Origin of the sequence: Bacillus sp. FSL R9-9530, from assembly GCF_038008145.1 — a bacterium.
Taxonomy (GTDB): Bacteria; Bacillota; Bacilli; order Bacillales; family Bacillaceae_G; genus Bacillus_A; species Bacillus_A mycoides.
The window spans coordinates 3,458,607-3,473,317 of record NZ_JBBOYO010000001.1; the positions used below are offsets into that span (position 1 = coordinate 3,458,607).

Here is a 14,711-nt window from a genome sequence, read left to right on the forward strand (position 1 = left end):
CGACAATAGGAAAAACATTTTCCTTAAAAACTACATACTCGGATTCTAATACTTTCCTGTTAGCTATGTATCTGTCGTGGATATGCAAAGCATATAAGATTGACCCCTTAATCCTATCTGTGCTCATATCTTTACATTATACTTTCCTATAAGAGCTTTCGCAATAACTTACAAATGTTCTATATTCCATAATACTCACTCTTTTACTTCTTAATTCTTTTTACTATTTTGATTTCCCTTTACAATTATGTAAATTTCTCCGCTTATTCTTTACAAAAATATGGATATTCCCTTTTCAGTATACTCTTTTCTAAATATATACTCTAGATTTTATTATGAAGAAACAAAAAGCCTAACCAAATGTTTAGGTTAGACTGCTTGTAAAATATGTTTTGCATGTTCAACATTTTCTTCTGTCGGTGGATTCACATCCGCAAGTGGATACTTATGTCCAAGTGCCTCCCATTTATAAACACCGAGCTTATGATATGGCAGCACTTCCACTTTCTTAACATTAGATAGACTTTGAATAAAGTTTGATAATTTTTGCAAATCCTCTTCACCATCGGTAACACCGGGAACCAATACATGTCTTACCCAAATTGGTTTCTTTATATCCGATAAATAACGAGCAAATTGTAAAATGTGTTCATTTGGTTTCCCTGTTAATTTACGATGTTTCTTTGAATCAATATGCTTCAAATCCAATAAAACTAAATCTGTATACTCCATTAAAATATCTAGCTTATTTTGGAATTCTGGTTCTTCAGAATAACAACCGCCAGAAGAATCGATTGTTGTATGGATACCAGCTTCTTTGCACTTTTTAAACAACTGGGTTAAGAAGTCTAGCTGTAATAGTGGCTCTCCACCGCTAACTGTTATACCGCCTCCAGAAGCTTCAATAAATGGAAGGTAACATGTCACATCCTGCATCACTTCTTCAACTGTTATTTCTTTACCTTTACCGATTTCCCATGTATCAGCATTATGACAATATTGACAACGTAATAAACACCCTTGTGTAAATATGACATAACGAATCCCTGGGCCATCAACAGTACCACAAGACTCTACAGAATGTATTCTTCCTTTTACCATGTTACTTCCTCCTTTATTGAAACAGCCTCCCTCCGCTATATATTAAAAGCAGAGGGACATTTTTTTCACTTACATGCTTTCATGCATTGTACGGTTTATTACATCAATTTGTTGTTCACGAGTTAATTTAATAAAGTTAACAGCGTAACCAGATACACGAATTGTTAATTGTGGATATTTTTCAGGATGCTCCATTGCATCCATTAATGTTTCACGGTTAAATACGTTAATATTTAAGTGGTGTCCTTCTTTTATTGCATATCCATCAAGCATAGATACTAAGTTTCGTACTTGTACATCATCTTCTTTACCAAGTGCTTTTGGAATAATAGAGAATGTATTTGAAATACCATCTTGTGCATCTTCATATGGTAATTTAGCTACAGATAATAATGATGCTAATGCACCTTTTGTATCACGGCCATGCATTGGGTTTGCGCCCGGTGCAAATGGTTCTCCAGTACGACGTCCATCTGGAGTGTTACCAGTTTTCTTACCGTATACAACGTTAGATGTGATTGTTAAGATTGACATTGTATGAACAGAATTACGGTATGTTTTATGTTTGCGAATCTTGTTCATAAATGTTTTCACAAGATTTACTGCGATTTCATCTACACGATCATCATTGTTACCGTATTTAGGGAAATCTCCCTCAATTTCGAAATCAACTGCAATACCATTTTCATCACGAATTGGTTTTACTTGTGCATATTTAATTGCACTTAAAGAGTCTGCTACTACAGATAATCCAGCGATACCTGTTGCCATTGTACGAAGAACATTTGTATCGTGAAGTGCCATTTCAATACGTTCATAGCTATATTTATCGTGCATATAGTGAATTACATTTAATGTATTTAAGTATAGACCAGCTAACCATTCCATTGTCATATCGAATTTACGCATAACTTCTTCATAATCTAATACTTCAGAAGTAATTGGTGCGTATTCAGGACCAACTTGTGCTTTTGACTTTTCATCTTTACCACCGTTAACCGCATATAGTAATGCTTTCGCTAAGTTTGCACGTGCTCCGAAGAACTGCATTTGTTTACCAATTCTCATTGCTGATACACAACAAGCAATACCGTAGTCATCACCGTAGTCAGCACGCATAATGTCATCATTTTCGTATTGAATTGCTGATGTTTTAATAGACATTTTTGCACAGTATTTTTTAAAGTTCTCTGGTAATTGTTTAGACCAAAGAACTGTTAAGTTTGGTTCTGGTGCTGGTCCTAAATTATCTAATGTATGCAAGAAACGGAATGAGTTTTTTGTTACTAACGGACGACCGTCTAACGCCATACCACCGATAGATTCAGTTACCCAAGTTGGGTCTCCAGAGAATAGTTCATTATAATCAGGTGTTCTTGCAAATTTCACAAGACGTAATTTCATAATGAAATGGTCAACAATTTCTTGTGCTTTTTCTTCTGTTAAAGTACCATTTGCTAAATCTCTTTCAATGTAAACATCTAAGAATGTAGAGGTACGTCCAAGGCTCATTGCTGCCCCGTTTTGCTCTTTAATTGCTGCAAGATAAGCAAAGTATAACCATTGGAAGGCCTCTTGTGCATTTGTAGCTGGCTTAGAAATATCGAATCCATGAGAAGCAGCCATCTGTTTTAACTCTTGAAGTGCACGCATTTGCTCAGATAATTCTTCACGTAAACGCATTGTATCTTCGCTCATTACACCGCCAGTTAAATTATAATCCGCTTTTTTCGCTTCAATTAAATGATCTATACCATATAGCGCTACGCGGCGATAGTCACCGATAATACGTCCACGTCCATACGCATCTGGAAGACCAGTAATAACACCTGATTTACGAGCCGCTTTCATTTCTGGTGTGTATGCATCAAATACACCTTGATTATGAGTTTTACGCCAGTCTCTGAAAATCTTGCTAAGTTCTTTATCCATTTCATATCCATACGCTTCACAAGCTTGTTCTGCCATACGAATACCACCATATGGTTGTAAAGAACGTTTAAATGGTTTATCAGTTTGGAAACCGACCACTTTTTCAATATCTTTATTTAAATATCCTGGTTCATGTGATGTAATAGAAGAAACAATTTTTGTATCCATATCAAGAACGCCACCGTTTTCACGTTCCTTTGTTGTTAAATCCATTACTTGATCCCAAAGTTGTTTCGTTGCTTCAGTTGCTTCCGCTAAGAAAGAGTCTTCTCCCTCGTAAACGTTTACATTATTTAAAATGAAATCGCGAACATCAATCTCTGCTTTCCATTTTTCACCTTTAAAGTTTTCCCACGCGCTTTTTACATTTTCTAATACTTGAGTCATCCTAATCTCCTCCATTTTTGATTAGTACAGGACTACGTTTTTTTATATAACAGCTTACACACTTAGAATACTACTTTTTTTCGGAAGTGGACGAAATAGTTGTGACATGTTTGTGAAATGTTGAGCAAACTACTACATACATAGTGTTAACCTCACATAAAACTCTTTAGAATTAACCCTTTCTTTAATTGTATTTTTTTGGTATTCTTATATACGAGTCCTATTTTGTAATATAAGAACGATACCCATTGTAGAGCTGTAATACTCTTATCTCCTAATCTGTTATAGTTTTTATAACAGAGCAAAAAAGTGTACATACGTTGTACACTTTTTTTGTTACCACTATAAAACATCTCTTTGTCTATTTCCATCGTAAAATCCACCACGACTGTTTGTTAATGCAATTAATTGCTCTAATCCTTCTATATGATCACCAATAATTCGAAGGACAGCTGGAGGATGACCTATTTTTGCGAAATGTTCACTGGGACGAATACGGTTCATCTTATCAACATCGACACGACTTACACAAGCGATTTCAAAACCTGAAAGTACAGCTTTCACTTGTGCTACACAAGGTGACAATAATGATTTATACCCTATTTCCTTCAAACAAGTACGACTAAACGCATTAGGTACAGCAATAAGAGAGCCTACTCCTAAATCTTTTCTATCACAAGCTAAATTTAATGCATATTTAAATGCTGTTACAAGATGAAGTGGTACTCTCAAATCTAAATAATGATTTAAATCATTTAATGCGACATCCGTTCCATCTGCAATAGCTTTTGCAAAGGGATATAGCTCACTAGCTGGAATAACAAAATCACCGTCTATAAATAAAACAATTTCTCCTTTTGCAAAATAAGTTCCAAGCGAACGCCCCACATCGTTTCCAAGTGCTTCTTTATACACAATTGTTGTTGCTCCCTTGTCTTTTGCAATTGTTGCCGTTTTATCGGACGAACCATTTACAACAACGATGATTTCAAAAGGTTCAATTTTGCGAAGCTCTTCTATAACGTTTCCAATTGTTTTCTCTTCATTTTGCACAGGAATAATTACCGATAATTGCTCTCCTTTATACAAATTAGATGTAACGCCCCATCCTTGATAAAAATCTTCAAAATTTAGAGTATGATAGACACTCTCTCTTTTCCTATTTCCATCATAATATCCTCCGCGCCCATCGCTGCCTAATATCCGCTCTGCTACAGCTTCTATATGATCACCTATCATTCGTTTTTCAGATTGAGAAAGATCCGTGCCATATGCAGCATGCTCGAATGGACGAAATTTATTTGGCGTAATAACGTCAATTGCACAATGACGACTAATTCTCCATTTACTTTGTGCTAGGCGTAGATGAGCCACAATAGGATTAACAAAACATTCGTCTCCAATACTTTGCACAACTTCCTTCGTCAGCGCATGAGGTACAGATAATAAAGAATCAATTTTTAATTCTTCACGCTCTAACATTGCATTTAATATTTGGCGCCATACTGTCACGGAGTGCGGTTTTTGTTTCTTTAAAAATAATGCGTCCAAATTATTTAAAACGATGTCCGCCTGATCATGTAAAATCGGATTAAGGAATAATTGTAATTTTGAAGTTTGAATAGCAAAATCTCCATCTACAAACAGTAATACATCACCTATCGCATGTTTTGCACCAACTGCGCGTCCAACGTCGTTACCAAGTGACTCTTTATGCTGGATTACTGTACATCCTAAGCTCTCAGCAATCGCTTCTGTACCATCATTACAACCATTTGCTACTACAATAATCTCTACTGGATTCAATGGTTTTACCGATTGAACCACATCTGAAATCGTATCCACTTCATTACATACGGGAATAATAACTGATAACGACTTAGCCATTGTTTTCTTCACGAAACCATTTAATAGTTTCTTTCAATCCTTGTTCCCACGTTACTTTCGCTTGAAACTGAACGAGTTCTCTTAATTTCGTTACGTCTGGTCTTCTATTTGGAATCTCTTCAAATCCATGTGGATATACTTCCTCAAATGGAACGTGCACAATTTTGGAAATAGACTTCGTTAATTTTTTTATATCTTCCGCTACTATCTTTATATTTTTTTCATTCTCAGAACCTATATTAATAATTTCACCATTTACCTTCTCATCCATTGCACGAATTGTTGCCTCGACCGCATCACTTACATACGTAAAGCAGCGTGTCTGCTTTCCATCTCCATACACGAGAATATCGTCACCTTGCAAAGCCGCACGAATAAATCGTGGAATTACTCCTGCGTACGGACCATCTTTCGCTCTTGGACCATAAATATTAAAATAACGAACAATCGTTACAGGTAAACCTTCTAATGCGTACCCTAAACATAATGTTTCCTCTAACGTTTTACAAATTGCATAACTCCAACGTATTTTGGAAGTTGCACCGTATAAACGATCTCCTTCTTCAGAGAATGGCGGCTCTCCCTTTCCATATACTTCAGAAGTAGATGCAAATACTACTTTCTTCTTCCCTTTTAACGCTGCTTGTAAAATATTTCTCGTTCCATCGAAATTTGTTTCAATAAGCTCTACACTTTTTTCCATTGTAGTTTTGACTCCCAAAATTGCAGCTAAATGAAACACCACATCATGTTGATTCACTAATTCATAAATTGAATTTTTATCTAAAACGCTTATTGGAATAACCCGGAGCTCTTTCATTAACTCATTATGATATTTATTTTTTCCTTTATAGAAGTTATCCACAATAGTAACTTCATAACCTCTTTTCACCAACTCTTCAGCTAAATGCGAACCAATAAATCCTGCTCCACCTGTAATTAAACATTTTTCACTCATACACTCACCTTCTTTACGATTCCACGTGTATCTATTAATCGCTCAATCCCTTTAAAAAGATTCCAATCGATGCTAGAGTGATCCGTTACAATTAAAATACAATTTGCTTGTTTAATTCTTTGTTCATCTAATGGAACAGATTGATATAGTGTATCTCCAATTTTCGCTGTAGAAATATACGGATCATGATATTCTATCTTGTATCCTTCTTTTATTAATAATTGAATAATTGGCAACGCCGGTGATTCTCTCAAATCATTTACATCTTTCTTATATGCAATCCCTACTATTAAAACCGTTGCGGGTGATTGCACCACACCTTTTACTTTCCCGATTATTTTCGCTGGCATTTCTTCATTAATTACATGTGCTGCCTCAATTAATTGACTAATTGCTCCAGCCTTTCTTATTCTCCATTGAAAATATAAAGGATCTACCGGAATACAGTGTCCTCCTATTCCTGGTCCTGGCCAATACGGAGTAAATCCAAACGGTTTTGTAGATGCCGCTTCAAGCACCTCATAAAAATTAATATTCAAACTTTCACAAAGTATATTTAACTCATTTACTAATGAAATATTAACTAAGCGCTGAATGTTTTCAAATAGCTTACACATCTCCGCTACTTTCGGAGAACTAACTGGAACAACTACATCAAATATAGTGCTATACAAATCCTGTACTTTTTGTTTACACTGCTCGGTTTGTCCACTAATAACTTTTGGAATTGTTTCAACTGAATACTGGCTATTCGCTGGATCAATTCGCTCTGGAGAATACCCAATATAATAATCTTCTCCTACCTTTTTACCTGTTTGAGAAATAATAGGAATGATAACTTCCTCCAGTGTACCTGGATATGTGGAGCTTTCAAAAATGAAGGTTTGTCCTTCTTGAAGGTGTTGTTGTATATAATGGGAGGCTGAAACGAGTGCACTTAAATCGGGTTCTTTATTCTCATTAATTGGCGTAGGCACAGTCACAATAACATACTCACTATTTTGGAACTCCGCAAAACCTTTATCTGGTGTATTTACTATTAATTTTCTCTCGTTCAATAAATTTTGTAATACGTTAGAAGAAACATCAGGAATATAACTTTCTCCTTTAATTATTGATTCTATCTTCCTATTATCTTTATCTAATCCAAGTACAGCATGTCCTCTTTCTGCAAAAAGGACCGCTAAAGGAAGGCCAACATATCCTAATCCAATAATGGTTACTTTACTACTAGCATTCATCTATATTCTCTTCTTTCCTTCTCAATTGTAGTATTATATCTCTATCCCTTTCTCCGTCTGTAAAACTCCCGCGCCCATTCGTATGTTGTAATAAATAAGCAATCGACTCAAGCTGATCACCGAAAATACGATCGAATGCAGGAATTCTTCCATTTACAAACCCATGTTGCTCTGGACGTACTCGATTTGTTTTTATAACATCTACAAATTCCACTGCTGTAATAGAGCATTCTTCTAAAATAGCTTTCATTTGAGCTAATGGTGGAATGATAAGGGAATCATATCCAATTTTCTCTATTACCTTTTTATGCATAGCATGTGGCACTGCCGTTAATGAGTTGTTCCATAAATCTGGTCGTTTCGCTACCAAATTCACGAAATATTTCCCCATACTAATTGGATCTGCCGGGTGAAACATATCTAACAAACATTGCAAATCATTTAACGCCACATCGTTTCCGTCTTCAATAGCATGCAAAAATGGAATTAGCTTTTTTGCCGGAATAGCAAAATCACCATCAACAAATAAACAAATATCTGCCGTAGCATGCATAGCCCCTATCGCTCGTGCTACATTATGTCCAAGTGCCTTCGCGAATTCAACTACAATAACATTCTCTAGCTTTGCTTGTTTAATTGTCTCGGTATCTGCTCCATTCGCAACAACTATAATTTCATCTACACCTGCCTTTTTCACTTCCTGTATGACAGATCTTATAGTCATTTTTTCTTCTGATACGGGTATAATAGCACTGTATTTCGCTTTTTCCTTTTGTAATAAAACTGGTTTATACTTCCCTATAAACTCTCTATCCCTGTTTCCCTCCGAAAAACCGCCACGTTTACCATATGTTTCGATTACGTATTGCAAAGCACACAAATGATCACCCATAATACGACTAGTCGCCTTCGGATAAGGAGAACCAGGTGATGTACCCGTATGCACAGGACGAACCTTATTCGTGTGAATTACATCGACCGAAGCCATATCGGCAATATCTACTCCTCTAGACATCGCCATCGCTTGAAATAGTGCTGGATCTGCTAAATTCCACCACCCAAGATTCTCAATAACATCTCGATTCATCGCATGTGGAATTGCGATTAAAGAACCAACAACAAGCTCTTTTTTATTCAAATAACGATTCAACATGAATTTTCCAACTGTCGTATAGTGTGGTCTCATCTTTAAATAAACAGACCATGTTAAATTATTCACAACAATTTGATGCCCTTGCTGAACTCCTTTCACGAAACGTTGTAGCTCTTTACTCTCAATAACGATGTCACCATCTAAAAACAATACAATTTCACCTTTTGCTTCTCTAGCTCCAATTGCCCTTCCTACATCATTACCAAGAGAATGTTTATAATAAATTACATGGCAACTATGCTGTAATGCGACTTCATTCGTTCCATCTGTCGATCCATTATCTACTACAATAATTTCATACGGCTTCAGCTTCTCCACTTCTACTAAAACTTGTGATAAAGTACTTGCTTCATTATGCGCTGGAATAACAACTGATATTCTCATACTTGTATCACTCTTACCCTTCCAAGCGAACATAAGCAATAATAGGAATACGCACAAGTACATCTTCAGGTGGTCCATAAGAAGGAGATGTACGAACACTTACTGCCCCGTCCGTCACAGATAAAAGAATACCTGCAACAATTTCGGCCGCTGTCACAACTTGCACTAATTCACCAACATGGTTACGCAATTCATCAGTAAATAACATATATAAGTCTCCTTTCTTACACTTCTTTCATTGATATAATACTTGTAAATGGTAATAAAACTTCAGTTCCTATTCCTTCTTGCAGCGTTAAGAAATCGTCACCAACTGCTACAATAACACCTATTAACTGTCCAACTGTCACAGTAATTTCTACGTTTTTACCTAAATATTGCTTTGCAATTTCCTTAAAAGGTGATGTATTGCATTCTTTTAAAATGTTACAAATAATAGATTGAAATTGACTTGATTCTATAAACTCTTCCGTAGCTTGCTTAGAATTTCTTTGAATAAATCTCGCAAAGTTTTGTGAAAATAAAAGTCGTTCCACAGCAGGCAGTAACTTGTCATCTAAAAAATAGCCTAATTGTCTATTAAACAGTCTGGATAATTTATGCCAATATTTTCTGAACAGACACATATGCTTCTCCTCCTATTATTTTTAAAGTATAAAATTTACATCCATACATCTTAATGTATACAAAACGGCTTTTTTTGTGATAGGTAAGACATACATTTTATAGAACATATTCATTATTTTTGTATTACATTAAGTAATAATTGTAGATATATTTCCTGAGCATGAAAAAAGACTATCCAAAAGGATAGCCTCTTACACTTCAATATTCCGCAACATCGTATAAATGTCGTTATTCACTTTACCAAATGATTTAATGTTATTTTGAATGTTAGATAATAAAACCACATATACACTACCATTTTTACTAAAACCATTTAAGCAATTCCAACCTGGCATTACACCGTGATTTGAATAGCTTCCTGGATCTACATACCAGCCAAATCCATAATCCTTTTTCACGGCTGTAAACATTTGATTATAACTCTCTTTTGAAATTAATTTTCCAGAAAAGAGTGCTTCATTAAATAAATATAAATCATGCGCGCTCGTATATATATCACCACAACCATATAGTTGTGACATGCTTGGAATATTAGGTGTTGTCATATTGTTATTCACTATTTTATAACCCGTTGATGGGAATCTTGTTTGTTCCAACGCTGTACCGAAACCAGAATGTTTCATACCCGCAGTCGCAAAAATATGTTGTTTTATATATTCTTCGAGCGACTGTCCACTTACCTTCTCAGCAATGTAAGCAAGTATAGAGTAGTTCGAATCGGAATACTTCCATTTCTCTCCTGGACTCCCGATACGCTTTTGATTTCCTATCCGCTTTATCAGTTCTTCATGAGAAATATCCTCTTTTCCCTGCTCATATTCCGGAATGCCTGATGTATGTGTTAATAGATGTTTTAACTGAATGCTATTACCTTGAGGAAAGTCTGGAATATACTTTGCAACTGTATCCTCTACTTGTAACTTATTTTGATCTTTGAGTTGCATAATAGCAGTCGCCACAAATGCTTTTGAAATAGAACCAATATAAAAGGTCGTCTCTGAATTATTCGGCACTTGCTTCTCTTTATTAGCCATGCCGTATCCTTTATTCACAAGAACTTTCCCATTCTTCACAATAACAGCTGTCCCACTAAATCCCATGCTCTGTAAATATTGATCCAATTGAGCGTTTTCATTAATTTCTTGAGGCGGTCCCTCAGCAGGTTTCTCTATAACTTGCGCCTGTTTTATCTGTTCTTCCTGTTCTTTTTGTTTTCTTTGTTTTTCAGCTTCTTGCCTTTTCACTTCTTCTATCTTTTTTATCTCTTCTTGCTTCTTCATTTCTGCTGCTGCTTTTAAAGTTTCCTCTTTTTTATTATGCGCAACAATTTTTGTATACATGAAATATACAAGTGACAGTAGTAGGGCTAGAATGATTGTTCTTTTTATGTATACAATCGACCGATTTGCTTTCCCATTAACAGTATTTTTTTCCTGATCCATGATTACCTTTTTCCCCTTATTTACCGATAATTTAATTCATCTACACAAGACTTATTTCAAATCATTTCCGCAGATTATGGACACTCCATTTTATGTCATCACTACTGTATCACGCACCGAACATATTACCAACCTATATGTTCAAAAAAGAAAAAGAAAATTTATAAAAGTAAGATTCCCTTTAAAAAATTAACAAAAAAGAGGATATCCTGTAAAAGACTGTTGTTATCAATCTTTTTGGATATCCTCTTATCTAACTATTTACACGTGTTTTTTCATATCATCGGCAACAGATTCAACATTTGTACCTACGATAACTTGTACACTTGTGTTACTTAATTTCATAACGCCTTTTGCACCTGCGCGTTTTAATGCTGGTTCATTTACTAAACCTGCATCTTTCACTTGTAAGCGTAAACGCGTTGCACAGTTATCAATAACTGTTAAGTTTTCTTTTCCGCCTAAAGCTGCTACGTAAGTTTCACCAATTGAACCTGCAACTGGTGCATCACCCTCTTCAGCTAACTCATCTTCATCTTCATCTTCACGACCAGGAGTTTTCAAGTCGAACTTCTTAATTAAGAAGTAGAATACTACAAAGTAAATTGCTGCGTAAATTAAACCGATTCCTGCTAGTAACACTGGTTTTGTTGCAATACCAAAGTTTAAGAAGTAATCAATTGCACCGGCACTAAATGTGAAACCATCGTGAATGCCAAGGGATGTTGTTACGAATAAAGATATACCTGTTAACACGGCATGAATACCATATAATAATGGTGATAAGAACATGAATGAGAATTCAATAGGTTCTGTAATACCAGTTAAGAATGAAGTTAATGCTAGGCCACCTAACATACCTGTAACCATTTTACGTTTTTCTGGTTTAGCAGCTGCAATCATTGCGAAACATGCTGCTGGTAAACCGAACATCATAACTGGGAAGAAACCAGTCATAAACATACCTGCTGTTTTGTCCCCTGCAAGGAAACGAGCGATATCACCATTTACAACATTACCTGCTGCATTTGTAAAGTCACCAAATACGAACCAGAAGTATGTGTTCATTACGTGGTGTAAACCAATTGGGATTAATAGACGGTTTAATAGACCGAATAGACCTGAACCAACTGCACCTAAATTAACAATTCCATGAGCTAATGCATCGATACCATTTTGAATTGCTGGCCAAATTTGTGCGAATAGAATTCCTAATATTAGCATTACAACCGATGTAACAATCGGAACGAAACGTTTTCCAGCAAAGAAACCTAACCATTCTGGAAGTTTAATTTTATGGAATTTATTATAAAGGAATCCTGCTATAACACCGACAATAATACCACCTAAAACTTTCATATCCACTTTAGTCGATAATTCGGCTGCCTTAGATACTTGTGTCATTGTATCTGCAAGCTTAGATGGATCTACATTTGCGCTATTTCCTATTAAATCTTGGACTTTACCTAATTTATCTTGTAATTCTGCAGTAGAATATCCCTTACTAAGTGCATCAATACTGTTTTTCATAACCAGATAACCAATTGCACCTGCAAGACCTGCTGCACCACTACCATCAACTGAAAGACCGATTGCAATACCAATTGCAAAAATAAGTGCTAAATTATCAAAAACCGCTGCGCCGGCCTGTGCCATAACAGGAATATTAAATACATCTGGTTGCCCTAAACGAAGCAATAATCCTGCTGCTGGTAGTACGGCGATTGGAAGCATTAACGCTTTACCAATACGTTGTAAAAACTGCAACATCTTAATTCCCCCTATCAAATTTATGAAATCGTTATCATTATAAGTACGCTTTAGAAAACGCTTTCTATTACATAACCATAATAACATATAGTTGTATAGATGTGTAGTTTTTATTTCCGAACTTTTTATGGATAAATCTCCTATTTCCAAACTGTTATATAAAAGGAAAATTTTCCTTTTATAACACGGAATAATCGAAACTGAAGACTCACTATAGAACATTCAACTTTCGTTTTATCATTCCACTTTTTCATGTTATTATTTATTTCCGAGCATATCGGGAAAAGTAAACTTAGCTAATTCGAAATAGGAGCGTTGGTACTATGCAGTGCATTGAAACAAACAACTTACAGCAGTTGTTAGAACAAGTAAAACCATATACGAAAAAAGGAAAACTTGCTACTTATATCCCCGAACTAGGAAATGCAAATCCAAATGATCTAGGGATTGCCATTTTCCATAAAGAAACAGAATATATCCATGCTGGTAACTCACAAACACTATTTACTCTTCAAAGTATTTCTAAAGTAATTACACTTGCTCTTGCCCTTTTAGACCGTGGTGAAGAATATGTATTTTCTAAAGTTGGAATGGAACCAACTGGTGACCCATTTAATTCTATTATTAAGCTTGAAACAACAAGTTCTTCCAAGCCTCTTAATCCAATGATTAATGCGGGTGCATTAGCTATTACAAGTATGCTAGCTGGTAATGATAACGAGGAGAAGATGGAACGCATTCTTCAATTTGTGCGTGATATAACAGACAATCCTACTATTAGTTATTCTTCTAAAGTTGCCACTTCTGAATTAGAAACAGCTTACTTAAACCGTTCTCTTTGTTACTATATGAAACAAAATGGCATCATCGATAACGATATTGAAGAACTTATGGATTTATATACGCGTCAATGTGCAATTGAGGTTAACTGTATCGACCTAGCACGTATTGGTTTAATCTTTGCAATGGATGGATATGATCCTTATAAAAAGAAACAGATCATCCCTAAACATATTACGAAAATTTGTAAAACATTTATGGTTACTTGCGGGATGTATAATGAATCTGGTGAATTTGCAATTCGTGTTGGAATCCCTGCAAAAAGTGGTGTAGCGGGCGGCATTTTCGGCTGCGTAAAAGGCGAAATGGGAATCGGTATTTTCGGACCAGCTTTAGATGCAAACGGAAATAGTATCGCTGGTTTTAAAATTCTTGAATTACTTTCTGCCCAAGAAGGTTGGAGTATGTTTTAATTTAGAAGTTATCCTGCTATATTGGCAGGATTTTTTTATTTCACAAAAAATCCGTTCTACTAGGCATCAACACAATTCAAAAAAACAGTAATAAAAGTTCTCTTTATTATGCATATTTGCTCCCCCCTCCTGAATAATATAGTACAACCTAGCGCTGTATGTGGAGGTGTAAAAGATGAAACTCATATTTCAAATGGAGAAACAACCTGTTCTCGAAAAAACAATTCTTCTTTTTATATTGAGTATTGTAGAAAGTTTGAAACTAAAAGTTGTTTCACTCGATGAATCTCACCGATACATATTCAATTTAGAAGTGCTTGAACTATTAATGGATCGGAACATCGATGATCAAGTATTAGAACTTATTCATTTCGGAATGGGACTTGAAGACATTTACCATGTACTTCCCGAAGAACTTGAGCATAGTATTGAAGAACTGAAATGGCTTTGTATTCAAGTTTTAAGTGAGTACAGTATGCATGATGAAGAATGTGCACAACTAATTGAAGATATACGCTAAAAAGCACCTATACAGGTGCTTTTACTTTTTTAAACCTTTTTACACCAAAAATTTGT

The 14,711-nt window shown here is 35.4% G+C and carries 13 protein-coding genes; 2 read left to right on the forward strand and 11 right to left on the reverse strand.

All coding sequences use genetic code 11. From position 1 onward, the window contains the following. Positions 1 to 369: 369 nt before the first annotated feature. From pflA to nagE, 11 genes are all read right to left on the reverse strand, one after another. On the reverse strand, positions 370 to 1,101 hold the full coding sequence (gene pflA, locus MKX66_RS17380; RefSeq protein ID WP_002029624.1) for a pyruvate formate-lyase-activating protein: 732 nt from the start codon (positions 1,099 to 1,101) through the stop codon (positions 370 to 372). Positions 1,102 to 1,170: 69 nt separating this feature from the next. Then, positions 1,171 to 3,420, reverse strand: coding sequence for a formate C-acetyltransferase (gene pflB / locus MKX66_RS17385; RefSeq protein WP_341086808.1), 2,250 nt, complete (start codon positions 3,418 to 3,420; stop codon positions 1,171 to 1,173). 152 nt (positions 3,421 to 3,572) lie between these two features. Next, complete coding sequence (locus MKX66_RS17390) at positions 3,573 to 3,791, reverse strand: hypothetical protein (protein WP_033708765.1); 219 nt, start codon at positions 3,789 to 3,791, stop codon at positions 3,573 to 3,575. After that, complete coding sequence (locus tag MKX66_RS17395) at positions 3,763 to 5,307, reverse strand: glycosyltransferase family 2 protein (RefSeq protein ID WP_033708764.1); 1,545 nt, start codon at positions 5,305 to 5,307, stop codon at positions 3,763 to 3,765. The genes MKX66_RS17390 and MKX66_RS17395 overlap by 29 nt, the downstream gene beginning before the upstream one ends. Beyond that, complete coding sequence (locus tag MKX66_RS17400; RefSeq protein ID WP_033708763.1) at positions 5,300 to 6,265, reverse strand: NAD-dependent epimerase/dehydratase family protein; 966 nt, start codon at positions 6,263 to 6,265, stop codon at positions 5,300 to 5,302. The genes MKX66_RS17395 and MKX66_RS17400 overlap by 8 nt, the downstream gene beginning before the upstream one ends. Beyond that, positions 6,262 to 7,506 (reverse strand): nucleotide sugar dehydrogenase, encoded by a 1,245-nt coding sequence (locus MKX66_RS17405; protein WP_002140284.1) that lies wholly within the window; start codon positions 7,504 to 7,506, stop codon positions 6,262 to 6,264. The genes MKX66_RS17400 and MKX66_RS17405 overlap by 4 nt, the downstream gene beginning before the upstream one ends. Further along, the gene (locus tag MKX66_RS17410; RefSeq protein ID WP_341087655.1) at positions 7,496 to 9,043 is read right to left on the reverse strand and encodes a glycosyltransferase family 2 protein; all 1,548 of its coding nucleotides are present in this window, start codon (positions 9,041 to 9,043) and stop codon (positions 7,496 to 7,498) included. The genes MKX66_RS17405 and MKX66_RS17410 overlap by 11 nt, the downstream gene beginning before the upstream one ends. Before the next feature lie 13 nt (positions 9,044 to 9,056). After that, positions 9,057 to 9,251 (reverse strand): hypothetical protein, encoded by a 195-nt coding sequence (locus MKX66_RS17415; protein ID WP_002125042.1) that lies wholly within the window; start codon positions 9,249 to 9,251, stop codon positions 9,057 to 9,059. Between the two features lie 16 nt (positions 9,252 to 9,267). Then, positions 9,268 to 9,669: a hypothetical protein gene (locus tag MKX66_RS17420; protein WP_002125041.1), complete on the reverse strand. Its 402-nt coding sequence runs from the start codon at positions 9,667 to 9,669 to the stop codon at positions 9,268 to 9,270. A 192-nt stretch (positions 9,670 to 9,861) separates the two neighbouring features. After that, entirely contained in the window at positions 9,862 to 11,112 is a 1,251-nt protein-coding gene (locus MKX66_RS17425) for a serine hydrolase domain-containing protein (RefSeq protein WP_088038351.1), read from the reverse strand. Positions 11,113 to 11,373: 261 nt separating this feature from the next. Next, the gene (nagE, locus tag MKX66_RS17430; RefSeq protein WP_088038350.1) at positions 11,374 to 12,882 is read right to left on the reverse strand and encodes an N-acetylglucosamine-specific PTS transporter subunit IIBC; all 1,509 of its coding nucleotides are present in this window, start codon (positions 12,880 to 12,882) and stop codon (positions 11,374 to 11,376) included. A gap of 323 nt (positions 12,883 to 13,205) precedes the next feature. Here nagE and glsA point away from each other — a divergent pair, with 323 nt between their 5' ends. Continuing rightward, positions 13,206 to 14,135 carry a glutaminase A gene (gene glsA, locus MKX66_RS17440; protein WP_002029606.1) on the forward strand — a complete coding sequence of 310 codons (930 nt, stop codon included), beginning with the start codon at positions 13,206 to 13,208 and terminating at the stop codon, positions 14,133 to 14,135. Positions 14,136 to 14,310: 175 nt separating this feature from the next. After that, complete coding sequence (locus tag MKX66_RS17445) at positions 14,311 to 14,655, forward strand: DUF3969 family protein (RefSeq protein ID WP_002125038.1); 345 nt, start codon at positions 14,311 to 14,313, stop codon at positions 14,653 to 14,655. Positions 14,656 to 14,711 lie beyond the last annotated feature (56 nt).

Bases quoted from the DNA above. Each gene is read 5' to 3' on its own strand.
- pflA (WP_002029624.1), bottom strand. From the start codon at position 1,101: ATGGTAAAAGGAAGAATACATTCTGTAGAGTCTTGTGGTACTGTTGAT.
- pflB (WP_341086808.1), bottom strand. From the start codon at position 3,420: ATGACTCAAGTATTAGAAAATGTAAAAAGCGCGTGGGAAAACTTTAAA.
- MKX66_RS17390 (WP_033708765.1), bottom strand. From the start codon at position 3,791: ATGGAAATAGACAAAGAGATGTTTTATAGTGGTAACAAAAAAAGTGTA.
- MKX66_RS17395 (WP_033708764.1), bottom strand. From the start codon at position 5,307: ATGGCTAAGTCGTTATCAGTTATTATTCCCGTATGTAATGAAGTGGAT.
- MKX66_RS17400 (WP_033708763.1), bottom strand. From the start codon at position 6,265: ATGAGTGAAAAATGTTTAATTACAGGTGGAGCAGGATTTATTGGTTCG.
- MKX66_RS17405 (WP_002140284.1), bottom strand. From the start codon at position 7,506: ATGAATGCTAGTAGTAAAGTAACCATTATTGGATTAGGATATGTTGGC.
- MKX66_RS17410 (WP_341087655.1), bottom strand. From the start codon at position 9,043: ATGAGAATATCAGTTGTTATTCCAGCGCATAATGAAGCAAGTACTTTA.
- MKX66_RS17415 (WP_002125042.1), bottom strand. From the start codon at position 9,251: ATGTTATTTACTGATGAATTGCGTAACCATGTTGGTGAATTAGTGCAA.
- MKX66_RS17420 (WP_002125041.1), bottom strand. From the start codon at position 9,669: ATGTGTCTGTTCAGAAAATATTGGCATAAATTATCCAGACTGTTTAAT.
- MKX66_RS17425 (WP_088038351.1), bottom strand. From the start codon at position 11,112: ATGGATCAGGAAAAAAATACTGTTAATGGGAAAGCAAATCGGTCGATT.
- nagE (WP_088038350.1), bottom strand. From the start codon at position 12,882: ATGTTGCAGTTTTTACAACGTATTGGTAAAGCGTTAATGCTTCCAATC.
- glsA (WP_002029606.1), top strand. From the start codon at position 13,206: ATGCAGTGCATTGAAACAAACAACTTACAGCAGTTGTTAGAACAAGTA.
- MKX66_RS17445 (WP_002125038.1), top strand. From the start codon at position 14,311: ATGAAACTCATATTTCAAATGGAGAAACAACCTGTTCTCGAAAAAACA.